The organism is Streptacidiphilus jeojiense (assembly GCF_000719095.1).
In the GTDB taxonomy this organism is placed as follows: domain Bacteria; phylum Actinomycetota; class Actinomycetes; order Streptomycetales; family Streptomycetaceae; genus Streptacidiphilus; species Streptacidiphilus jeojiensis.
In genome coordinates this window covers 24067-44949 of record NZ_JOEH01000017.1, presented here as the reverse complement: position 1 = coordinate 44949, position 20883 = coordinate 24067, and the positions used below count along the sequence as shown (strand labels likewise).

Annotated in this window: 18 protein-coding genes and 1 pseudogene; 11 read left to right on the top strand and 8 right to left on the bottom strand. The window is 71.5% G+C overall.

What is annotated here, in order from left to right; translation table 11 throughout:
- The first annotated feature begins 1 nt into the window (after position 1).
- Entirely contained in the window at positions 2-469 is a 468-nt protein-coding gene (locus IF29_RS0122705; RefSeq protein WP_051725739.1) for an adenylyl-sulfate kinase, read from the top strand.
- A gap of 70 nt (positions 470-539) precedes the next feature.
- On the opposite strand, the gene IF29_RS0122700 is transcribed toward IF29_RS0122705, so the two are convergent.
- Both IF29_RS0122700 and IF29_RS0122695 read right to left on the bottom strand, forming a co-directional pair.
- Positions 540-827 (bottom strand): hypothetical protein, encoded by a 288-nt coding sequence (locus tag IF29_RS0122700; protein WP_030257989.1) that lies wholly within the window; start codon positions 825-827, stop codon positions 540-542.
- 74 nt (positions 828-901) lie between these two features.
- Positions 902-1594: a TetR/AcrR family transcriptional regulator gene (locus IF29_RS0122695; protein WP_157623876.1), complete on the bottom strand. Its 693-nt coding sequence runs from the start codon at positions 1592-1594 to the stop codon at positions 902-904.
- A gap of 102 nt (positions 1595-1696) precedes the next feature.
- Between IF29_RS0122695 and qcrB the strand changes: the two are divergent.
- Positions 1697-3298: pseudogene (qcrB, locus tag IF29_RS0122690) on the top strand (cytochrome bc1 complex cytochrome b subunit); the annotation flags it as partial.
- A 124-nt stretch (positions 3299-3422) separates the two neighbouring features.
- Positions 3423-3773: a PNPOx family protein gene (locus IF29_RS0122685; protein WP_051725737.1), complete on the top strand. Its 351-nt coding sequence runs from the start codon at positions 3423-3425 to the stop codon at positions 3771-3773.
- Positions 3774-3849: 76 nt separating this feature from the next.
- On the opposite strand, the gene IF29_RS0122680 is transcribed toward IF29_RS0122685, so the two are convergent.
- Together IF29_RS0122680 and clpB are read right to left on the bottom strand one after the other, a co-directional pair.
- A complete protein-coding gene (locus tag IF29_RS0122680) occupies positions 3850-4452 on the bottom strand; it encodes a type III secretion system chaperone family protein (RefSeq protein ID WP_030257982.1) in 603 nt (200 codons plus the stop codon).
- Between the two features lie 150 nt (positions 4453-4602).
- Positions 4603-7224: an ATP-dependent chaperone ClpB gene (gene clpB, locus IF29_RS0122675; protein ID WP_030257980.1), complete on the bottom strand. Its 2622-nt coding sequence runs from the start codon at positions 7222-7224 to the stop codon at positions 4603-4605.
- A 225-nt stretch (positions 7225-7449) separates the two neighbouring features.
- Here clpB and IF29_RS43800 point away from each other — a divergent pair, with 225 nt between their 5' ends.
- The gene (locus IF29_RS43800; RefSeq protein ID WP_157623875.1) at positions 7450-9342 is read left to right on the top strand and encodes a serine/threonine-protein kinase; all 1893 of its coding nucleotides are present in this window, start codon (positions 7450-7452) and stop codon (positions 9340-9342) included.
- A gap of 40 nt (positions 9343-9382) precedes the next feature.
- On the opposite strand, the gene IF29_RS0122665 is transcribed toward IF29_RS43800, so the two are convergent.
- Positions 9383-9877, bottom strand: coding sequence for an LURP-one-related/scramblase family protein (locus IF29_RS0122665; RefSeq protein WP_030257976.1), 495 nt, complete (start codon positions 9875-9877; stop codon positions 9383-9385).
- 144 nt (positions 9878-10021) lie between these two features.
- Between IF29_RS0122665 and IF29_RS0122660 the strand changes: the two genes are divergently transcribed.
- On the top strand, positions 10022-11854 hold the full coding sequence (locus tag IF29_RS0122660; protein ID WP_030257973.1) for an NHL domain-containing thioredoxin family protein: 1833 nt from the start codon (positions 10022-10024) through the stop codon (positions 11852-11854).
- 130 nt (positions 11855-11984) lie between these two features.
- On the opposite strand, the gene IF29_RS0122655 is transcribed toward IF29_RS0122660, so the two are convergent.
- Positions 11985-13298 (bottom strand): M18 family aminopeptidase, encoded by a 1314-nt coding sequence (locus IF29_RS0122655; protein WP_030257971.1) that lies wholly within the window; start codon positions 13296-13298, stop codon positions 11985-11987.
- Between the two features lie 261 nt (positions 13299-13559).
- Entirely contained in the window at positions 13560-15392 is a 1833-nt protein-coding gene (locus IF29_RS0122650; protein ID WP_030257969.1) for an acyl-CoA dehydrogenase, read from the bottom strand.
- A gap of 164 nt (positions 15393-15556) precedes the next feature.
- Between IF29_RS0122650 and IF29_RS0122645 the strand changes: the two genes are divergently transcribed.
- Positions 15557-16090, top strand: a complete 534-nt coding sequence (locus IF29_RS0122645) for an SseB family protein (RefSeq protein ID WP_030257968.1) — start codon at positions 15557-15559, stop codon at positions 16088-16090.
- Positions 16091-16225: 135 nt separating this feature from the next.
- The gene (locus IF29_RS0122640; protein WP_030257965.1) at positions 16226-17185 is read left to right on the top strand and encodes a pirin family protein; all 960 of its coding nucleotides are present in this window, start codon (positions 16226-16228) and stop codon (positions 17183-17185) included.
- Between the two features lie 65 nt (positions 17186-17250).
- On the opposite strand, the gene IF29_RS0122635 is transcribed toward IF29_RS0122640, so the two are convergent.
- Positions 17251-18072 carry a protein phosphatase 2C domain-containing protein gene (locus IF29_RS0122635; protein WP_030257963.1) on the bottom strand — a complete coding sequence of 274 codons (822 nt, stop codon included), beginning with the start codon at positions 18070-18072 and terminating at the stop codon, positions 17251-17253.
- Between the two features lie 198 nt (positions 18073-18270).
- On the opposite strand from IF29_RS0122635, the gene IF29_RS0122630 reads away from it, so the two are divergent.
- The 4 genes from IF29_RS0122630 to IF29_RS0122615 all read left to right on the top strand — a co-directional run bounded on the left by IF29_RS0122630 (position 18271) and on the right by IF29_RS0122615 (position 20879).
- The gene (locus tag IF29_RS0122630; protein ID WP_030257961.1) at positions 18271-18495 is read left to right on the top strand and encodes a hypothetical protein; all 225 of its coding nucleotides are present in this window, start codon (positions 18271-18273) and stop codon (positions 18493-18495) included.
- A gap of 83 nt (positions 18496-18578) precedes the next feature.
- Complete coding sequence (locus IF29_RS0122625; RefSeq protein WP_157623874.1) at positions 18579-19274, top strand: hypothetical protein; 696 nt, start codon at positions 18579-18581, stop codon at positions 19272-19274.
- A 121-nt stretch (positions 19275-19395) separates the two neighbouring features.
- Positions 19396-20232 carry a thioredoxin domain-containing protein gene (locus tag IF29_RS0122620; protein ID WP_030257957.1) on the top strand — a complete coding sequence of 279 codons (837 nt, stop codon included), beginning with the start codon at positions 19396-19398 and terminating at the stop codon, positions 20230-20232.
- Complete coding sequence (locus tag IF29_RS0122615) at positions 20232-20879, top strand: vitamin K epoxide reductase family protein (protein ID WP_051725729.1); 648 nt, start codon at positions 20232-20234, stop codon at positions 20877-20879. Before IF29_RS0122620 ends, IF29_RS0122615 begins: the two co-directional genes overlap by 1 nt.
- The last annotated feature ends 4 nt before the right edge of the window (positions 20880-20883 follow it).

Here is a 20883-nt window from a genome sequence, read left to right as displayed (position 1 = left end):
GATGATGCAGATGCGCAGCAAGCCGTGCGGCTGCGGCGTCACGGTATGGCTGACCGGTCCGTCCGACGTCGGCACATCGGCCCTGACACAGGCGCTGGCCGAGCGGCTGCGCGGCGCGGGCTACCGGGTGGCGGCACTCAGCACCGACGAGGCACCCGCCAGGAGCGTGCACCGGGTCGGCCTGACGGCCGAGGTGCTCGCGCACAACGGTGTGATCGCCCTGGTGTCCTCGGCCGCACCGGACGCGAACGCTCGCGACGCCGTACGGGACCGGCACCGCAGCAGCGGCACCCACTTCCTCGAAGTCCACGTGGAGGCGCCGGCCCGGGCCCACGACCCGATCGGGGCCGACCGCCGGTACGAGCCGCCGCACCACCCCGACCTGGTCATCCCGGCGCAGGCCCAGTCGAGCGGGGAAGCGCTGGTGATCCTGGCGCGGCTGCTGGCGGCGAAGTCCTTCGTGGCGTAGCACCGGCGCCGGGACGCCGGGCAGCGGTGCGATCCCGGACTGCGGTCCGGCCCTAGGCGGCGGTCCGGCCCTAGGCGGCGGTGCGCTCCGGCATCGGGAGTTCCCGGCCGTCCAGGAGCAGGGTGCAGGTCAGGGCGCGGGTGCCGTGGCAGAGGTGGTCCAGGCGGAGTTCGAAGGGCTGCGGAGGGTCGTCGGGCAGTTCGCTGGTGAGGACGGTGGCGTCGGCGCCGCGCTGGTGGCGGTAGCCGACCTCCTTGCCGTCGACGAGCAGGGTGACCTCGGGGGTGCGACCGGTGCGGGCCTCGACGGTGATCGAGTGCCCGGCGTGGTCGAGGTGGAAGTGGTGCTGACGGGTCATGGCAGCCTCCGTAGCCGGTCCCCCGCCTGTCACGTTCTGCTCTCACGCTACGCCGAACCGCCGTAGGGGGCGGATCAGGCCCGCATCGGGGCGGCGAGTTCCTGCATGGCGGTGTCCAGCTGGGCCGGGGTGAGCGTGGGCGCGGGGAGGGGGTGCGCGCCCTCGGCACGGAAGCCGTCCAGGAGCAGGGCGAGGTAGCGGCGCCAGGCGTCCGGGGCCGCGGCGGAGAGGGCGGGTACCGCGGCGCACAGGGCGCCCAGGCTGACCAGCAGGTCCTCCGGGGTGACGTCGGTGCGCATGGTGCCCTGCCGCTGGGCGCGGTGGACCAGCAGGGTGACCGTCTCCAGGTTGTGCTGCTTCAGCGCGTCCAGGGTGGGGATGCCGCGGATCCCGGTGGTGAGCAGGTCCTTGGCGCCGTGGTCGGTCACCAGCAGGGTGCAGATCTCCTCCTCCAGCGCCGTCAGCCCGGCCCAGGCGTCCTCCGCCCCCCGCGCACGCTCGCCGGCGCGCAGCACCGTGCTGAGCCCGTCCGCGAAGACCGCCTCGATCAGGGCCTGCCGGGTGGAGAAGCGCCGGTAGAGGGTGGCGTTGCCGACGCCGGCCCGGCGGGCGATCTCGTCCAGCGGCGCGTCCAGCCCCTGGGCGGCGAAGACCTCGCGGGCCGCGGCTATCACGGCCTCCCGGTTGCGCAGGGCGTCCGCCCGCAGCGGAGGGGCCTCCGCCCGCGGCGGCCGGGGGTCCGTGGGGCGCGCGTTGCTGACGTGCATGGAAGCAGGATAGCAGGGCAAGTGGGGAGTCCTGTCCGGTTACTGCTACGATCCTTTTCGGGAAGTGGGGAGCTGACCCCACTTGATCGCAGGGGGTGCACCATGTCGCAGCAGGAGGCGCAGCAGGAGGAAGGCCCGGCGGTCGCGGCCGCCGACTGGGTCGACGGCCGGCTCGGCCTCTACGCGATGGCCAAGGCCAACCTGCGGAAGCTGTTCCCGGACCACTGGTCGTTCATGCTCGGCGAGATCTGCCTCTACAGCTTCATCATCATCATTCTCACCGGCATCTACCTGACGCTGTTCTTCCAGCCCAGCATGGGCGAGGTCGTCTACCACGGCAGCTACACCCCGCTCGACGGCATCCGGATGTCGGAGGCCTACAAGTCCACCCTGGACATCAGCTTCGACGTCCGCGGCGGGCTGCTGATCCGTCAGATCCACCACTGGGCCGCCATCGTGTTCGTCGCCGGGATGACGGTGCACATGATGCGGGTCTTCTTCACCGGCGCGTTCCGCAAGCCCCGCGAGATCAACTGGCTGTTCGGCTTCACCCTGCTGGTGCTCGGCCTCTTCGACGGCCTGCTGGGCTACTCGCTGCCGGACGACCTGCTGTCGGGCACCGGCATCCGCTTCGTCGAGGGGGCGGTGCTGGCGACACCGATCGTCGGGACCTACATCGCCATGTTCCTCTTCGGCGGGCAGTTCCCCGGGAACGACATCATCCCGCGCTTCTTCACCATCCACGTGCTGCTGATCCCGGGCGTGATGGTGGCGCTGCTGACGGCCCATCTGATCCTGGTCTTCTACCACAAGCACACCCAGTTCGCGGGCCCCGGGCGGACCGAGAAGAACGTGATCGGCGCCCCGCTGTTCCCGGTCTACGTGGCCAAGGCCGGCGGGTTCTTCTTCCTGGTGTTCGGGGTGATCTCGGTGGTTGCCGCCGTCGCCACGGTCAACCCGATCTGGGCCTACGGCCCCTACCGGCCCGACCAGGTGTCCACCGACGCCCAGCCGGACTGGTACCTGGGCATGGCCGAGGGGTTGATCCGGATCATGCCCGGCTGGGAGATCAGGGGCTGGGGCCACACCCTGGAGATGGGCATCCTGGTGCCGCTGACGCTGTTCCCGCTGGTACTGGTGGCCATCGCGGTCTACCCGTTCCTGGAGAGCTGGATCACCCGCGACCGACGCGAGCACCACATCCTGGACCGCCCGCGCAACGCCCCGGTGCGGACCGCGGTCGGCGTCGCCTGGATCGCCGAGTACCTGCTGCTGCTCGCCGCCGGCGGCAACGACCTGTTCGCGCTGCGCTTCGGCATCTCCGTCAACGCCATCACCTGGGCCTGCCGGATCGGCTTCTTCGTGGTGCCGGTGGCGGCGTTCACCGTCACCAAGCGCTGGTGCCTCGGCCTGCAGCGGATCGACCGGGAGAAGGTGCTGCACGGCCGCGAGACCGGCACCATCAAGCGGCTGCCGCACGGCGAGTTCGTCGAGGTCCACGAGCCGCTCCCGGCGGAGCGGCTGCACGTGCTGACCGCGCACGAGCAGTACCGGCCGGTGGAGCTGCCGCCCGCGGTGGACCCCAACGGCGTACGCCGCAAGGTGCACGCGGCGGAAAGGCTCCGGGCGCTGCTCTCCCGGGGCTGGTACGGCGAGGCTGCCCAGATACCCAAGGCGACCCCCCAGGAGGCGAACGGCCATGGCACTGGCGAGGCGGCACAGCAGCACGAGGCGGTACAGCAGCAGGCCCCTGCGGCTCTCGGAGAGCAGGCATCTCCTGCTCACCGCGTACTCCCCTGACGGGGTCCCGACCAGCCTGGTGTGCAAGGTGGTCGCAGACGGCGACGCCCTCGGGGTGCTGCTGGCGGCGGACTCCCCGATCGCCGTCCGGCTCCGGAACCGCCCCGGCCTGCTGGTCGCCCCCTGCGACGCCCGCGGCACCCGCACCGGCGGCCAGTCCCCGGCCCGGGCGGCGCTGGGCACCGCCGACCTCGGCGCCCAGTACCGCGCCGCCCTGATGAACAAGTACGGCTTCACCACCGCCCTGGCCCTGGGCCTGGCCCGGCTCGCCCACGGCCTGACCGCCAGCACCCCGGTCCGACTCACCCCGGCGGGCACCACCTGGCCCCTGCTCTGCCCGGACTGGCGCCCGCCCGCGACCCACTACAGCCCGAACTGAGGACCGCCGCCCGGCGAGGGCAACGCGAAGGGCCGGTACGCGACGTGCGCGTACCGGCCCCCGGAGCAGCGAGCGGTCAGCTCTCGGCCGGGCCGTCCTCGGTGCTGTTGCCCTCGGTGCCATTGTCCTCGGCGTCACCCTCGGCCGGGCCGTCGGTGGCGGTGCCGTCCGCGTCCTCGTCGACGTCGGTGGCCAGGCCGAGGCGCTCGACCAGCCACTGGTCGAAGCCGACGGCGGCCTGGGTCCAGTTGGCCGTCATCGCCACGAAGTAGTTGATGTTGACGCCCATGCCGACGATCATCTGCGACTCGCCGATGACCCGGACCACGCCGTCGTCGTGGACGTGGGTGTAGACCTTCGGCCAGAGGGTCTCCCGGTTCCACTCGTCGAGGGCCTCCAGCAGCTCGGCCTTCTGCTCGATCGGGTGCGGGCGGTCGTAGAAGGCGCGGACCGCGAAGAGCTCCTTCTGCTCGCCGCGGAACATGTAGTAGACGCGGAAGCCCTCCCAGGGGGCGAGCAGGTCGCCCTCCTCGTCCACGGCGTGCTTCAGCTCCATCTGGTCCAGCAGCTGGGTGACCAGGTCCTGGTCGGGCACGACGACCGGCGGCGGCCCGTCCTGGCCCGACGGCTGCGGCTGCGGCACCCCGAATGAGGGGATGGAAGACGGGTCGATGCTCATAACTTGGCCGGGTTCCCTTCGAATGGACTTACCGCCCCCATCCTGCCTCATCCGGGGGGTCCGGCGAAGCCCCGGAGCCCCTCGTGACGGGGTTCCGGGGCATGCGCCGCACAGGCCGCCGCACCCGGGGCGCGGGCGGCCGGGTGCGGGCTACTCCTTCTCGAAGGAGGTGGCCGTGCGCTCCGCCGGGCCGACGGTCAGCCGGTCCGCGTCCGGGGCGGTGTCGACCACGACGGTGTCCCCGTCGCGGACCTCGCCGCTCAGGATGGCGCGGGCCAGCTGGTCGCCGATGGCCGACTGGACCAGCCGGCGCAGCGGGCGGGCGCCGTAGGCCGGGTCGTACCCGGTCAGGGCGAGCCAGTCGCGGGCGGCCGGGGTGACGTCCAGGGTCAGCCTGCGGTCGGTGAGGCGCTTGGCCAGGGCCGCGACCTGGAGGTCGACGATCCGGGCCAGCTCCTCGGTCCCCAGCGGGTCGAAGACCACGATGTCGTCGAGTCGGTTCAGGAACTCCGGCTTGAAGGAGGTGCGGACCGTCTCCAGCACCCGCTCCTTCTTCACCGCGTCGTCCAGCGACGGGTCGATCAGCCACTGCGAGCCCAGGTTCGAGGTCAGGATCAGGATCGAGTTGCGGAAGTCCACCGTCCGACCCTGACCGTCCGTCAGCCGGCCGTCGTCCAGGACCTGGAGCAGGATGTCGAAGACCTCGGGGTGGGCCTTCTCCACCTCGTCCAGCAGCACCACGCTGTACGGGCGGCGCCGGACCGCCTCGGTGAGCTGGCCGCCCTCCTCGTAGCCGACGTAGCCGGGCGGGGCGCCGACCAGCCGGGCCACGCTGTGCTTCTCGCTGTACTCGCTCATGTCGATGCGGACCATGGCCCGCTCGTCGTCGAAGAGGAAGTCGGCGAGCGCCTTGGCCAGCTCGGTCTTGCCGACCCCGGTCGGCCCCAGGAACAGGAAGGAGCCAGTGGGACGGTCCGGGTCGGCGATGCCGGAGCGCGAGCGCCGCACCGCGTCGGAGACCGCGCGGACCGCGGTGGTCTGGCCGATCAGGCGGCGGCCCAGCTCGTCCTCCATCCGCAGCAGCTTGGCCGTCTCCCCCTCCAGCAGCCGCCCGGCCGGGATGCCGGTCCAGGACGCCACCACGTCGGCGACGTCGTCCGGGCCGACCTCCTCCTTCACCATGGAGGCGCTGGTGGCCTCGGTGCGCGCGTCGTCCTGCGCCTCGGCGAGCTCCTGCTCGGCGGCCGGGATGTCCGCGTACATCAGCCGGGAGGCGGTGGTGAAGTCGCCGTCGCGCTGGGCCCGCTCGGCCTGGCCGCGCAGGTCGTCCAGGCGCTCCTTGAGCTCGCCGACCTTGTTCAGGGTCGACTTCTCGGCCTGCCAGCGGGCGGTGAGCCCGGCCAGCTGCTCCTGGCGGTCGGCCAGGTCGCGGCGCAGCCGCTCCAGCCGCTCCACCGAGGCCGCGTCGGACTCCTTGTCCAACGCCATCTCCTCCATCCGCAGCCGGTCGACGGCGCGCTGCAGCTCGTCGATCTCCACCGGGGAGGAGTCGATCTCCATCCGCAGCCGGGACGCGGCCTCGTCGACCAGGTCGATGGCCTTGTCCGGCAGGAACCGGGAGGTGATGTAGCGGTTGGACAGGGTCGCCGCGGCGACCAGGGCGGCGTCCGAGATCTGCACCTTGTGGTGCGCCTCGTAGCGGGACTTCAGGCCGCGGAGGATGGCGATGGAGTCCTCGACAGAGGGCTCGCCGACCATGACCTGCTGGAAGCGGCGCTCCAGCGCGGCGTCCTTCTCGATCCGCTCGCGGTACTCGTCCAGGGTGGTCGCGCCGACCATCCGCAGCTCACCACGGGCCAGCATCGGCTTGAGCATGTTGCCGGCGTCCATCGCGGAGTCCCCGCCGGCGCCCGCGCCGACCAGGGTGTGCAGCTCGTCGATGAAGGTGACGACCTCGCCCTCGGACTGCTTGATGTCCGCGAGCACGGCCTTCAGCCGCTCCTCGAACTCGCCGCGGTACTTGGCCCCGGCGACCATGGCGCTGAGGTCCAGCGAGACCAGCCGCTTGCCGCGCAGCGACTCCGGGACGTCGCCGGCCACGATGCGCTGGGCCAGCCCCTCGACCACGGCGGTCTTGCCGACGCCGGGCTCGCCGATCAGCACCGGGTTGTTCTTGGTCCGGCGGGACAGCACCTGGACCACCCGGCGGATCTCCTGGTCCCGGCCGATCACCGGGTCCAGCTTGCCGTCCCGGGCGGCCTGGGTCAGGTCGGTGCCGTACTTCTCCAGCGCCTTGTAGGTGCTCTCGGGGTCGGCGGAGGTGACCCGCGCGCTGCCCCGGACCTCCTTGAAGGCCGCCAGCAGCGCCTTGGGGGTGGCGCCCTCGCCCTTGAGCAGCTCGGCGACCGGGCCGCCCTCGGCGGCGAGGCCGACCAGCAGGTGCTCGGTGGAGACGAAGGAGTCGTCCAGTTCGGCGGCCCGGGCGGCCGCCTCGTTGAGGGTGCCGACGGTCTGCCGGGCCAGCTGCGGCCCGGACACGGTGGAGCCCTGGGCGCTGGGCAGCGCGTTCTGCTGCCGGGTGGCGGCCGCCCGGATCCGCGGCACGTCCGCGCCGACTGCCTCCAGCAGCGGGGCCGCGATGCCCTCCGGCTGCTCCAGCAGCGCGAGCAGCAGATGCACCGGGGTGACATCGGGGTTGCCCGTGCTCGACGCCTGCCGGATCGCCGCCGACAGGGCTTCCTGTGCCTTGGTGGTGAGCTTGCTCGCGTCCACGCTTGTACGTCCTCCCGTGTTCTGCTGTTCGAGGTGCTCTGCTGTTCGACTGCGTGCGGTGGTGCCACCGCTTTGTTGCCATGTTCAGCATGACGTAAGTTGAGTCTATTCCACTCAAGGCGACTGTGAAGCCCGAACCGCCCCTGGCGCGGCACCCGCCCCGACTATGCTCCTGGTTCTGCCGAGCCGGGGGGACCGGGGCGGCAGCGCGAGGGGGAGTGCCGCATGGGCGTCGCTGCATTGTCGGCCGCCGCAGTACCGGGGGCGGGTCAGAACTGGGCGCAGGGCGAGACCTGGAAGCCGATCGCCGTACTACTGGGCATTGTGCTGCTACTGCGCCTGCTCGGCATCGCCTGGCTGCTGCGCTCCCAGATCGGCTGGCGCAGCCGCGCCGTGGCCGGGGAGCGCCGCAGGGAGATCCGCGGCCACTTCGCCGACGACGCCTCCCAGCGCCAGTACGCGCTGCGCCAGCTCGACCTCGGCTACCCCCGGCACCTGCTGGCGAGCGGCCTGGAGCTGCTGTTCGGCGTCCTGGTCGTGGGCGGCATGACCGTGCTGATGCACATCGAGAACATCGCCGTCCCCAAGAACCCCATCGACCGGCGGGACCTGGCGCTCTTCCGCTTCGAACCGCCCTACCCCAGCACCTGGCTGTCGCAGGCCTTCCAGGGCCGCACCCACGGCGGCGCGACCACGCTGCTGATCTGCCTGGTCCTCGCGCTGCTCTGGCTCGGCGCCTGGTACCGGACCCGCTACCTGCTCCACGTGGTGCACACCCCCTCCGGCACCTGGGAGCGGTCCCGGCTGCGCCGGACCCTGTGGCCGCAGCTCGCGGTGCGGTTCCTGGCCGCGCTGCTGCTGCTCCCGGTGCTGGGCATCGCGACGCTGCTGCTGTGGCAGCTGGTCGCACTGCGGGCTGCCCGGCGTTTCCACGGCAAGCGGCCGATGACGACCCCGCTGCCGGTGATCGGCCGCCCGGTCGCCACCGGTCCGGTGGTCTCCCAGCTGTGGACCGGTCCGGCCGCCTTCCCGCCGGCGCACACCGGTCCGCCGGTACCGGCACCCGCCGCGGCACCCATCAGTGCCCCGTACGCCAACCTGCCCAACCCCGGATCGGTCCCCACGCCGCCGGCGTCCCCCACCGCCCCCGCCACCGCACCACCGCCGCGGCCGGCCACCGCACCCGCAACCCGCGCGCCCGATCCGGCGCCGGCCCCGGTGGTCCGCTGCTCCCCGCTCGGCCCGCACGAGCCGCGCACCCTCGGCCCCTACCGGCTGCTCGGCCGCATCGGCGCCGGCGGCATGGGCACCGTCTACGTCGCCTGCCTGGAGGGGTCGGCCACCCAGGTCGCCCTGAAGACCCTGAAGCCGGAACTGCTCGACGACCCGGAGCTGGCACAGCGCTTCCAGCGCGAGGCGGAGGCGCTCGGCCGGGTCTCGAGCGCGTACACCGCCCGGGTCATCGACTCAGGCATCGCCGACGGCCTGCCCTTCATCGCCATGGACCTGCTGGACGGCGCCCCGCTGGACGCGCACCTCAGCCGGCGCGGTCCGATCCTCGCCCCCGAGGCCCTGAACGCCTTCGCCCTGGCCCTGGCCGTCGCCCTGGACGGGGTGCACCGCAGCGGCCTGGTGCACCGCGACCTCAAGCCGGCCAACATCATGCTCACCACCGCGGGTCCGCGGCTGCTGGACTTCGGCATCGCGGTGATGCTGGACCGCACCCGGCTCACCCGCACCGGGATGGGCATCGGCACCCTCCCCTACATGGCCCCCGAGCAGTTCGGCGAGGAGCCGGCCGGACCCTGGACCGACGTCTGGGCCTGGGGCTGCTGCCTGGTCGCCGCGACCGCGGGACGCAGCCCGTTCCAGGCCCGCGACACCGCGGCGATCCTCAACCGGGTGCTGATCGCCGGCCCGGACGAGACCGCGCTGGCCACCCTCGGCCAGGTCTCCCCCGAACTGCTCCGCGTGGTCCGGCTGGCCCTCACCAGGGACAGCGCGCAGCGTCCGGCGGACGGCAACGCGCTGCTGCTGCAGCTGCTGCCGGGGGCGCAGCGCCCGCCGGACCTGGGCGAGCGGATCACCCGCGGCTGGCGCACGCTCCACCTCGGGTGAGCACCGCCCCCACTGAAGCCGTACGGACGGTGACGCCCCGTCAGTCCCCGTGCCCCTCCATCCGCTGCAGGTGGTCCACGCACACCGCCACGCACAGCAGCAGCGGGACGTCCTGGCCGTCCTCGATGTCGATGCCGTAGGTGTCCCTGAGGGTGAACCACTTGCGCGAGATCCGGGCCACCCGGTCCCCGTTGTCGTCCTCGATGTCGAACTCGTGGTCGAGGATGTTGCCGTGGATCTCGAACTCGCGGCCGTCGTCGAGGTGCGCCTCGTACTTGTCCCGGAACGGGGTGAACAGCTTCTTCTTCACCGTGGCGATGGTCTCGCCGTCCCGCTCGATCTTCATGGCGTCGCGGACGCTGACGATCTTCTTCTTGATCACCGCGACCTTCACCCCGGACGGGTCCTTCAGCTCGAAGGTGTCCGAGACCCGCAGCACCTTGCCGTCCACCAGGAACGCCTTGTCGCCGTGCTCGGTGGTGATCCAGTGATCGTCGCCGATCGAGAACATCCGGTCACGCATCAGGAACTTCATGGGTGTCGCCTCCGGGAGTGGTCCTGTACCGGGTAGGACGCCTTCCCCCAGGAGGGAGTTCCTAGCCGCCCGGGGCAACTGTCCCACTCCCGGGGACGAACCCGGCCCGGAATGCGGACCCGGATCATGCTGTTGGATGGGGACATGGCTTCACGTGCACGCGTTCGCGCTCCCGAACTGGTCGGCAAGGGTGGTTGGCTCAACACCGGCGGCAAGGAACTGACCCTCGGCGATCTCCGGGGGAAGATCGTCCTGCTCGACTTCTGGACCTTCTGCTGCATCAACTGCCTGCATGTCCTGGACGAGCTCCGCGAGCTGGAGGAGAAGCACCGCGACACCCTGGTGATCGTGGGGGTGCACTCGCCCAAGTTCGTGCACGAGGCCGAGCACGGCGCGGTGGTCGACGCGGTGGCCCGGTACGACGTGGCGCACCCGGTGCTGGACGACCCGGAGCTGGTGACCTGGAAGCAGTACGCAGTGCGGGCCTGGCCCACGCTGGTGGTGGTGGACCCGGAGGGGTACGTCGTCGCCCAGCACGCGGGCGAGGGGCACGCACACGCCATCGCCACCCTGGTGGGAGAGCTGGAGGCGGAGCACGCCGCCAAGGGGACGCTGCGGCGCGGCGACAGCCCCTACGTCCCGCCGGTGGCCGAGCCCGGCGCACTGCGCTTCCCCGGCAAGGCGGTACGGCTGCCGGGCGGCGGCTACCTGGTGGCCGACTCCGGGCACCACTCGCTGGTCGAGCTGGCCGAGGACGGCGAGACCGTGCTGCGCCGGATCGGCGACGGCGAGCGCGGGTTCGTCGACGGACCGGCCGGCACCGCCCGGTTCAGCGAGCCGCAGGGCCTGGCCCTGCTGCCCGCCGACAACGACGGAGCCAGCGGCGCGGTGGTGGTCGCCGACACCGTCAACCACGCGCTGCGCCGGGTGGACCTGGCCACCGGCGAGGTGACCACGGTGGCCGGGACGGGCCGGCAGTGGTGGCAGAACTCCGCCACCTCGGGCCCGGCCCGCGAGGTCGACCTCTCCTCGCCCTGGGACGTCGCCTGGTTCGACGGCCGGGTGTGGATCGCCATGGCCGGCACCCACCAGCTGTGGGCCTGGGACCCGGCCGACGGAACCGTCGCCGTGGCGGCCGGGACCACCAACGAGGGCCTGGTCGACGGCCCGGCGGACGAGGCCTGGTTCGCCCAGCCGTCCGGACTGGCCGTCAGCCCGGACGGGCAACGGCTCTGGGTGGCCGACTCGGAGACCTCCGCGGTCCGCTCCGTGGCCGCGGGCACGCACCTGGTCAGCACCGCCGTGGGCACCGGGCTGTTCGACTTCGGGCACCGGGACGGCGCGGCCGAGCAGGCGCTGCTGCAGCACCCGCTCGGGGTGACCGTGCTGCCCGACGGCTCGGTCGCGATCGCGGACACCTACAACCACGCGCTGCGCCGCTACGACCCGTCCAGCGGCGAGGTCACCACCCTGGCCACCGACCTGCGCGAGCCCTCCGGCGCGGTGGTGGTCGACGGTGACATCGTCGTGGTCGAGTCGGCCCGGCACCGGCTCACCCGGCTGCGGCTGCCCGAGGAGGCGGTCCAGGTCGAGGCCGCGGCGCACCGGACCCAGCGTCCGGCCACCGAGGTCGCCCCGGGCGCACTGCGGCTCGACGTGATCTTCACGCCGCCGGCCGGGCAGAAGCTGGACACCAGCTTCGGGCCCGCCACCCGGCTGCTGGTCAGCTCCACCCCGCCCGAACTGCTGCTCGCCGGCGAGGGCTCGGACACCGCGCTCGACCGCGAGCTGCGGTTGAACCCGGCGGTCACCGAGGGTGTCCTGCACATCAGCGCGATGGCCGCCTCCTGCGACGACGACCCGGCGATCGAGTACCCGACCTGCCATGTCCACCAGCAGGACTGGGGCGTCCCGGTCCGGCTGGTGGAGGGGGCGGCCTCGCGGCTGCCGCTGGTTCTTGCGGGCATGGACGGGTAGGGCGGTGCTGCACGGGCTGCGGCGTGTGCATGGCTTGTCGCGCGCGCTCTTCATCGAGCGGAGCCTCGCGCCCCTGAGCATCTGCAACTGCCCAGTTGCACGTTCTGGGGGCGCGGGGAGGCGGCTGCGCTCAGCCCTCCAGGAAGGCCTTGAGCGCTGCCGCCAGCAGGAACGGGTCGTCGGCGCCGCACAGTTCGCGGGCCGAGTGCATGGACAGCGCCGCGATGCCGCAGTCCACGGTGGAGATGCCCAGCCTGGCGGCGGTGATCGGGCCGATGGTGGTGCCGCAGGGCATCGAGTTGTTGGAGACGAAGCTCTGCCAGGGCACCCCGGCCCGCTCGCAGGCCGCGGCGAAGACGGCCCGGCCGATGCCGTTGGTGGCATAGCGGTTGTTGACGTTGACCTTGAGGATCGGGCCGCCGTTGGGCAGCGGGTGGTGCCCCGGCTCGTGCCGCTCGCTGTAGTTGGGGTGCACCGCGTGGCCCATGTCCGAGGACAGGCAGATCGTCCCGGCCAGCGCCCGGGCCCGGTCCTCCAGGTTGCCGCCGCGGGAGAAGACCGAACGCTCCAGGACGTTGCCGAGCAGCGGGCCCTGGGCACCGGTGTCGGACTCGCTGCCGTTCTCCTCGTGGTCGAAGGCGGCGACCACCGGCAGGTAGGGCAGCTCGTCGGCGCCCGGCGCGGAGGCGACCGCCGCCAGCGCCGCGGTGGCGGCGTGCACCGAGAGCAGGTTGTCCAGCCGCGGCGCCGCCAGCAGCTCGCGGTCCCGGCCCAGGTAGGACGGCGGCTGGACGTCATGGGTCATCAGGTCCCAGCCGACCACCTCGTCCGGGTCCAGTCCGGCGGCGCGGGAGACGTAGTCGATCAGTGAGCCCTCGGTGGGCCGGCCCAGGCCCCAGACCGGGGTGAGGTGCCGCTGCTTGTCGAGCGTCATGCCGTCGTTGACCTGGCGGTCCAGGTGGATCGCCAGCTGCGGCACCCGGAGCAGCGCCTCGTCCAGCTGGACCAGCCGGGCGGTGCCGTCGCGCAGCGCGAGCCGTCCGGACAGCCCGAGGTCGCGGTCCAGCCAGGTGTTCAGCGGGACGCCGCCGTAGATCTCCACGGCGACCTGGCGCCAGCCCACCGAGCCGGTGTCCGGGACCGGCTTGACCCGGAGGTTGGGCGAGTCGGTGTGGGTGCCGACGATGCGGAACGGGGTCGCCGCGGTCACTCCCGCGGGGACGTACCAGGCGATGAGCGCACCACCGCGGATGACATAGCGCCCCCCTGCCGTGCCCTCCCAGGACGCGGTCTCCTCGACCTGCCGGAAGCCCGCCTTCTCCAGCCGCTCCGCGGCACTGGCCACCGCGTGGTACGGCGATGGACTGGCCTGCAGGAACGCGATGAGGTCGTCGGTGTGGCTGCGGTCGAAGGCGACGCCGCCCGCGCCGGCTGCGCTGGTCAATGCTGCTCCAGGGGTGAGGGGAGGGCTGGTACGTGGGCGGGGCCCCTCCTGGGAAGGGCCCCGCCCACGTTTCCTGCCGTCCGAGCCTACGCCCGGCTGTTCATCGCTTCGTCGCTACGACCACGGACCGGTGTCGGAGAAGTGCCACTTGACGTGTACTTGTCCGACATCTTCTCGTCAAGATCTGGTCAAGGGACCTGACACGGCGTCCCGACCGGGATCAGAATGCCGCCTCCGGCAGGTCCATACTGCGCTCATGGATCAGAACCCTGCCTCCGGCAGGTCCATGATCGAGTTGTCGATGCCCTCGGCGATCAGCCGCTGGGCGTGCACCGTCGGCAGCACCGTGCTGCTGAAGAAGCGGGCCGCGGCGACCTTGCCCTGGTAGAAGGCGGTGTCCTTCTCGGAAGTCCCGCCCTCGGCCAGCTTCGCCTGGGCGACCGCTGCCTGGCGCAGCAGCAGCCAGCCGATCACCACGTCGCCGGAGACCAGCAGCAGTCGGGTGGTGTTCTGGCCGACCTTGTACATGTTTCGGACGTCCTGCTCGACCGAGCCCAGCTGGTTGAGCATGGCGCCGACGATGGCCTCCAGGTCGCCGGCAGAGGCGGCCAGCTGCTCCCGCTCGGCGGCCAGCTCGTCGCCGCCGAGACCGGAGGCGATGGCCTTCTGGATCTGCTCGGAGAGCGCGGTCAGGGCCTGGCCCTGGTCCTTGACGATCTTCCGGAAGAAGAAGTCCTGGCCCTGGATGGCGGTGGTGCCCTCGTAGAGGGTGTCGATCTTGGCGTCCCGGATGTACTGCTCGACCGGGTACTCCTGGAGGTAGCCGGAGCCGCCGAAGGTCTGCAGCGACTGGGCCAGCTGCTCGTAGGACTTCTCCGAGCCGTAGCCCTTGACGATCGGCAGCAGCAGGTCGTTGAGCCGCTCGGCCGCGTCGGCGGACTCGCCGCGGGCCTTGAGCAGCTGGATCTCGTCCTGGACGCTGGCGGTGTAGAGCACCAGCGCGCGCATGCCCTCGACGTAGGCCTTCTGCGTCAGCAGCGAGCGGCGGACGTCGGGGTGGTGGGTGATGGTGACCCGGGGGGCGGCCTTGTCCAGGAACTCGGCGAGGTCCGGACCCTGCACCCGCTCCTTGGCGTACTCCAGGGCGTTGAGGTAGCCGGTGGAGAGGGTGGCGATGGCCTTGGTGCCGACCATCATCCGGGCGAACTCGATGATCCGGAACATCTGCCGGATGCCGTCGTGCTTCTCACCCAGCAGCCAGCCGCGGGCCGGGTGCTTGGCGCCGAAGGTCATCTCGCAGGTGTTGGAGGCCTTCAGGCCCATCTTGTGCTCGACGTTGGTGGCGTAGACGCCGTTGCGCTCGCCCAGCTCGCCGGTCTCCCAGTCGAAGTCGTACTTCGGCACGATGAACAGCGAGAGGCCCTTGGTGCCGGGGCCGTGGCCCTCGGGGCGGGCCAGCACCATGTGGATGATGTTGTCGGACATGTCGTGCTCGCCCGAGGTGATGAAGCGCTTGACGCCCTCGATGTGCCAGGAGCCGTCGGCCTGCTGCACCGCCTTGGTGCGGCCCGCGCCGACGTCCGAGCCGGCGTCGGGCTCGGTGAGCACCATCGTGGAGCCCCACTGCTTGTCGGCCATCAGCTGGGCGACCTTGAGCTGCTCCTCGGTGCCCTCCTCGGCGATGACGCCGGCGAAGGCCGGGCCGGAGGAGTACATCCACACCGCCGGGTTGGAGCCCAGCACCATCTCGGCGTAGGCCCAGATCAGGCTGGAGGGGGTGGGGGTGCCGCCGATGGACTCGGGGATGCCGAGGCGCCACCACTCGGCGTCCATGTAGGCCTGGTAGCTCTTCTTGAAGGTCTCCGGCACCGGGGCGGTGCTGGTCGCCGGGTCGAAGACCGGCGGGTTGCGGTCCGCGTCGGCGAAGGAGGCAGCCAGCTCGTTCTCGGCGAGACGGGCTATCTCGGCGAGGATGCTCTTCGCCGTCTCCACGTCCATGTCGGCGAAAGGACCGCTCCCGTAGACCTCGTCGCGGCCGAGCACCTCGAAGAGGTTGAACTCCAGGTCGCGGAGGTTGGACTTGTAGTGACCCATGGAACCTTCTCCGGTCATCGCGTCGGTAGGTGCCGGGATGTGCGCGGACGCAGTGGAGACAGCGTCCCCTACCCAGCGGTAATCACTATGATGCTACCCGCAGGTAACTTATTTCAACCCCACCGGGCCGTCCGGGTGGCGTCGAACTCGATAACCTTGGCCCTGTGTACGGCTACGAGCAAACGACGAGCGGCGCCGGACCCGGCTACCAGGGCGGCCCCTACCAGCAGCAGAACCCCTCCGGAATGGGCCCCGACCTGGGCGCCGGGATGGCCGGCGGCGGCATGGGCGGGTACGGGCAGCCGCAACAGCCCCAGCAGCCGCTCTACCCGGAGCCGTCGCCGCCGTCACTGAGCGACGCCGTGCGCGCCTTCACCACCGGCGGCCTGCCGGTGGAGGACTTCCAGTCGATCTTCATCACCTCCAAGGTCTACTGCCCGCGCGGGGAGCGCCCCGGGTTCCTGGCGCTGCACAACACCCCGCAGCCGGTGATCCCGATGTTCAGCTCGCTGAAGGAGCTGCGCCGCTACGCCGGCAAGGAGTCCAAGTACTTCACCGTCACCGGCGCCGAGGTGCTGGACCTGCTGCCGACCGGCTACGGCTTCGCGATGGACATGGAGGGCGAGCACCGGATGGTGTTCGACGCCAAGGCCGTGGAGCAGATGGTCGACTTCACCATGCGCCGCATGTACGGCTGAGACCCGCACCGAAGGACGTCCGAGCCGCCGCATGACGCAATGGTTGAAGTTTCAACTTGCCTTCGGTTGATGCATCAACTAATCTCATGGGTGTCGGCAGGAATTGCCGCCCATGCTTCATCAGAGGAGGACGCCATGCCCGCAGTGACAGTCGAGAACCCGCTGGTCCTGCCGCGGGTGGAGGCTCCGGACCCGACCACGTCGACGGCCCGTCCGGTGCTCCAGGTGGTGACCGCGCCCGAGGGCTACGAGGGCGAGGGCTTCCCGGTCCGCCGGGCCTTCGCGAAGATCAACACCAAGTACCTGGACCCGTTCATCATGATGGACCAGATGGGCGAGGTGGAGTACGCGGCCGGCGAGCCCAAGGGCACCCCCTGGCACCCGCACCGCGGCTTCGAGACGGTGACCTACCTGATCGACGGCAAGTTCATCCACAAGGACTCGACCGGCGGCGGCGGCTTCCTCGGCGACGGCGACACCCAGTGGATGACCGCCGGCGCGGGCATCCTGCACATCGAGACCCCGCCCGAGGACCTGGTGGTCTCCGGCGGCCTGTTCCACGGGCTGCAGCTGTGGGTCAACCTGCCGGCCTCCGACAAGATGATCCAGCCCAAGTACCAGGACATCTCCGGCGCCAACGTCAAGCTGCTGACCACCCCGGACGGCGGCGCGGTGCTGCGGCTGATCGCCGGCGAGATCGGCGGGGTGCAGGGCCCCGGTGCCACGCACACCCCGATCACGATGATCCACGCCACGGTCAGCCCCGGCGCCCGGATCACCCTGCCCTGGCGCAGCGACTTCAACGCCCTGGTGTACGCGCTGAACGGGCGCGGCACGGTGGGTGAGGAGAACCGTCCGCTGCAGATGGGCCAGGCGGTGCTGTTCGGCGACGGCGACAGCATCACCGTCCAGGCGGACGCCACCCAGGAGTCCCGCTCCCCCAACCTGGACCTGGTGATCCTCGGCGGACAGCCGATCCGCGAGCCGGTGGCGCACTACGGGCCGTTCGTGATGAACAGTCACCGCGAGCTGCAGCAGGCCGTGGAGGACTTCCAGTCCGGACGCTTCGGCACCATCCCCGCCGAGCACAACTGAGACACCCCACAAGCGGGTTGACCACCCGCCCGCGGAGGCCCGGCGCGAGCCGGGGCCCGGGCGGCTCAGCGGAGCCGGGCGTAGACCACCGTGGCGTCGTCCCGGGCCTTGCCGCGCGGCCAGCGGGTGCAGGAGGCGTCGCCCGCCTCCGCCTCGCGGACCCGGCGGAGCAGCTCCGCCGGGCCCTGGCGTTCCAGCAGTGTCATCGCGTCCGGCCAGCTGCCCAGGTCGAACCGCTCCACATAGCGCGAGGAGCCGTCGGTGAGCGCGGCGAACGAGCGCAGTTCGGCCAGCGCGACCGAACCGGTCTGCGCATGGTCGGCCGCCTTCGGCAGCGCGGCGGCGATCCACGGGCCGCGCCCGGTGTTGCGGGCCGCCCGGACCGCCAGCGCGTAGCGCATGTGCAGGGCGGCGCGTTCCGGGGTGCCGGGCGGCATCGCGTGCACCTCGCGCCGCAGCGCCTCCCCGGCCGGGAAGGGCTGGTTGTCGCCGATCACCTCGACCGTCCCGAACCGGTCCAGCACCAGCAGCGAGTCGCCGAGCACCAGGTACTGCAGCACCGGACCGTGGTGGCGCACCGCGACCACCATCGCGGCAGGGGTGTTGGGGTGCGCAAGGTCACAGCGGGCGCCATGCAGCGAGGCGGTCTCGGCGATGGCGTCGCCGAGGCACTGGGCCATGGTGCGGTCGGGCCGGTCCACCAGCCTGGCCAGCAGATGCGCACCCAACCGGCGCGCGTACCAGGCGGTGCCGTGCTCGCAGCCGGACTCCATCGCGGCCGGCGAACTCGACCCGTCCAGCAGGACCAGCGCCTCCGGCGTCATCACCGTGTAGTCCTCGCTCACCCGATCAGGGCGTTGCGCCTCCCCCGCCATCTCCACGCGCATAGCTGACAGTGTGCGCGACCTGTGCGTTGTGGGACAGGGCTTCGTCAGCCGTTCCCCCGCAGAGGTGGACGGCAGCACGGCTGTACGGCAGCCGAGGGGCCCACAGCAGGCCCACAGGAGGCCGGAGTCAGGCACGAATGCGTCTCGACTCGGCAGCGGATCTGCCCCTCACGCTTCACCTGGCGCATACTTCAGGTAATGACCAGAACCGCCGCGACCCGGCGCCACATGCCCACCAGTCCCTTCAAGGCACCTGCCGCACCGCCGACTCCGGAGACGTTCGTCGTCGGAGACATGGTGACGGACGACCAGTACGGGCTCGGACGGATCACCGGAGTCGAGGGGGAGACCGCGGTTATGGTCGACTTCGGCGCCCGGCAGGTCCGAGTCACCACTCCTTTCTCCAAGCTCAGCAAGCTCTGAGGCCGCCGAGGCTTTCCTGAGAGCTCCCTCCGCCGTTCACCGGGTCCTGTGCCGGGTGGGCGGCGGCTGGCATACTCGCCGGTGTGGGCAGCGGACTCCTGGCAGTGAGGGTGATGCGCGCGGCGGTCTTCGCCGGCGTCTCGCTGGCGCTGTCCGCGGGCGGACAGGTCCTGGTCACCCACGCACCGCTGCCGTTCGCCACCGTGCTGTGGGCCTGGCTGGCGGTCTTCGTCCTGGCCCTGCTGCTGACCGGCGCGGAGCGCGGTTTCGCGCGGATAGCCGCCGTTCTGGTGCCACTGGAGCTGTCGCTCAACGCCATGTTCAACCTGGGCCAGCAGAGCTGTGGCCCGGCTGTGCCGACCACCCCCTCGACCGGCCTGGTGAGCGGGCTGCCCACGCTGCTGCTCTGCGGTCGGGGCAGCGTGCCGGTGCACACCGCGGCGGCCGGCTCGGGCCCGCTCGGCGGGCTGTTCCGGCTGACCCTGCCGGCCGATCCGACGGTCTGGCAGTTCGCCCTGCTGCTGACCGTGCACCTGGCGGCGGCGCTGCTCGCCGCGGCCTGGCTGCGGCGCGGGGAGGCGGCGGTGTTCCGCACCCTGCTCGCCGTCGCGGTGTCCATGACCGCGCCGCTGCGGGTGCTGTTCGCGGTGCTGGTCCCGCCGGCTCCGGCCGGTGTCGCTGTCCCGGCCGCGCCGAGGCGCAGCCAGCCCGGACCCCAGCAGGTCCTGCTCAGGACCGCGCGCAGGCGCGGTCCACCGCTCTGCTCCGCCGTGTGCTGAGCAGTTAGCCACCCCCCTTCACCAGCCGTACGGGCCACCGGCCCGTGGGGGCGCTGCCGCTGTTCGCGCACATCCGCGTACCGGTTCGCAGCATCCCTCACGGAGCAGGAGCACCATCACCATGAGCACCGACAGCAAGAACAGCAGGAACAGCAACAGCAGCAGCGGCAAGCGGTCCTACGCCAGGACCGAGGCCCGGGACCGGCTGACCGCCGAGCGGGAGCGTGAGCAGCGGGTGGCCGCGCTGCGGAAGAAGATGCTGATAGGCATCTCGGCCGTGGTCGTCGTCGCGGTCGGCGCCGGGGTCGCGGTGGCCGCCGCCGACTCGGGCTCGTCCGGGGGCGGCAGCGCTTCGGTCGCCGTCCCCGCCAACACCACCGGCAGCGGCGGCACCGTGATCACCTACGGCAAGGCCGACGCCGCCAACACCCTGGACGTCTACGAGGACTTCCGCTGCCCGATCTGCGACGAGCTGGAGAAGGCGGACGGCTCCACCATCACCGCGCTCGCCGACAACGGCACCTACAAGATCCAGTACCACATGGCCACCTTCCTGGACAGCAACCTGGGCGGCTCGGGCTCGGAGAACGCGCTGGCCATGGCCGGGGCCGCGGTCAACGAGAGCGTGGCCAAGTTCGTCCAGCTGCACACCGTGCTCTACGCCAACCAGCCGGAGGAGACCAACGACGCCTTCGCCGACACCGACCACCTGCTCGACCTGGCCCGCAAGGTGCCGGGGCTGGTCACCCCGGCCTTCGAGCAGGCCGTGAAGAACGGCACCTACAAGCCCTGGGCGCAGCAGGTCGCCAAGGCCTTCAACAGCAGCGGCGTCACCGGCACCCCGACGCTCAAGCTCAACGGCAAGACGCTGACCGTCTTCGACAGCAGCACCGGCAAGCCGATCAGCGCCGCCGCCTACCAGGCGCTGGTGCAGCAGACCATCGCGGCGGCCAAGTAGTGAGCGCCACCGCGACCACGGCCCCGGCCGTGCCGGAGGAGCGCCGCACCGCCGCGACGGTGCCGACGGGCAGGGCGTTCGCGCTGCTGCTGGTGATCGCCGGGGCGGCGGGTCTGGCCGCCTCGGTGATGCTCACCCTGGACAAGATCCGACTGCTGGAGAACCCGAACTACGTCCCCGACTGCAACATCAACCCGATCATCAGCTGCGGCTCGGTCATGCGCACCTCCCAGGCCTCGGTGTTCGGCTTCGCCAACTCGCTGCTGGGCATCGCCGGTTTCGCGGTGGTGGTCACCCTCGGTGTCGGCCTCCTGGCCGGGGCCCGCTACCGGCGCTGGTTCTGGCTGGGGCTCCAGGCCGGTGTGCTGGCCGGGATCGTCTTCGTGGGCTGGCTGATCAGCCAGAGCCTCTACGTGATCGGCGCGCTCTGCCCGTACTGCATGGTGGTGTGGACGGCGATGATCCCGCTGTTCTGGTGCACCACCGTGCACAACCTCCGGCACGGGGTCCTCCCGGTGCCGGAGCGCCGGCGCGGCGGGGTCGCGGCGGTCGCCCGGTACCCGTGGGTGCTGCCCGCGCTCTGCTACCTGGTGGTGCTGCTGATGGTGCTGAACCGCTTCTGGTTCTACTGGCGGACCCTGCTCTGATCCG

Bases quoted from the DNA above. Each gene is read 5' to 3' on its own strand.
- IF29_RS0122620 (WP_030257957.1), top strand. From the start codon at position 19,396: ATGAGCACCGACAGCAAGAACAGCAGGAACAGCAACAGCAGCAGCGGC.
- IF29_RS0122665 (WP_030257976.1), bottom strand. From the start codon at position 9,877: ATGAAGTTCCTGATGCGTGACCGGATGTTCTCGATCGGCGACGATCAC.
- IF29_RS0122635 (WP_030257963.1), bottom strand. From the start codon at position 18,072: ATGCGCGTGGAGATGGCGGGGGAGGCGCAACGCCCTGATCGGGTGAGC.
- IF29_RS0122680 (WP_030257982.1), bottom strand. From the start codon at position 4,452: ATGAGCATCGACCCGTCTTCCATCCCCTCATTCGGGGTGCCGCAGCCG.
- IF29_RS0122700 (WP_030257989.1), bottom strand. From the start codon at position 827: ATGACCCGTCAGCACCACTTCCACCTCGACCACGCCGGGCACTCGATC.
- IF29_RS0122650 (WP_030257969.1), bottom strand. From the start codon at position 15,392: ATGGGTCACTACAAGTCCAACCTCCGCGACCTGGAGTTCAACCTCTTC.
- IF29_RS0122695 (WP_157623876.1), bottom strand. From the start codon at position 1,594: ATGCACGTCAGCAACGCGCGCCCCACGGACCCCCGGCCGCCGCGGGCG.
- IF29_RS43800 (WP_157623875.1), top strand. From the start codon at position 7,450: ATGGGCGTCGCTGCATTGTCGGCCGCCGCAGTACCGGGGGCGGGTCAG.
- IF29_RS0122640 (WP_030257965.1), top strand. From the start codon at position 16,226: ATGCCCGCAGTGACAGTCGAGAACCCGCTGGTCCTGCCGCGGGTGGAG.
- IF29_RS0122630 (WP_030257961.1), top strand. From the start codon at position 18,271: ATGACCAGAACCGCCGCGACCCGGCGCCACATGCCCACCAGTCCCTTC.
- IF29_RS0122660 (WP_030257973.1), top strand. From the start codon at position 10,022: ATGGCTTCACGTGCACGCGTTCGCGCTCCCGAACTGGTCGGCAAGGGT.
- IF29_RS0122705 (WP_051725739.1), top strand. From the start codon at position 2: ATGATGCAGATGCGCAGCAAGCCGTGCGGCTGCGGCGTCACGGTATGG.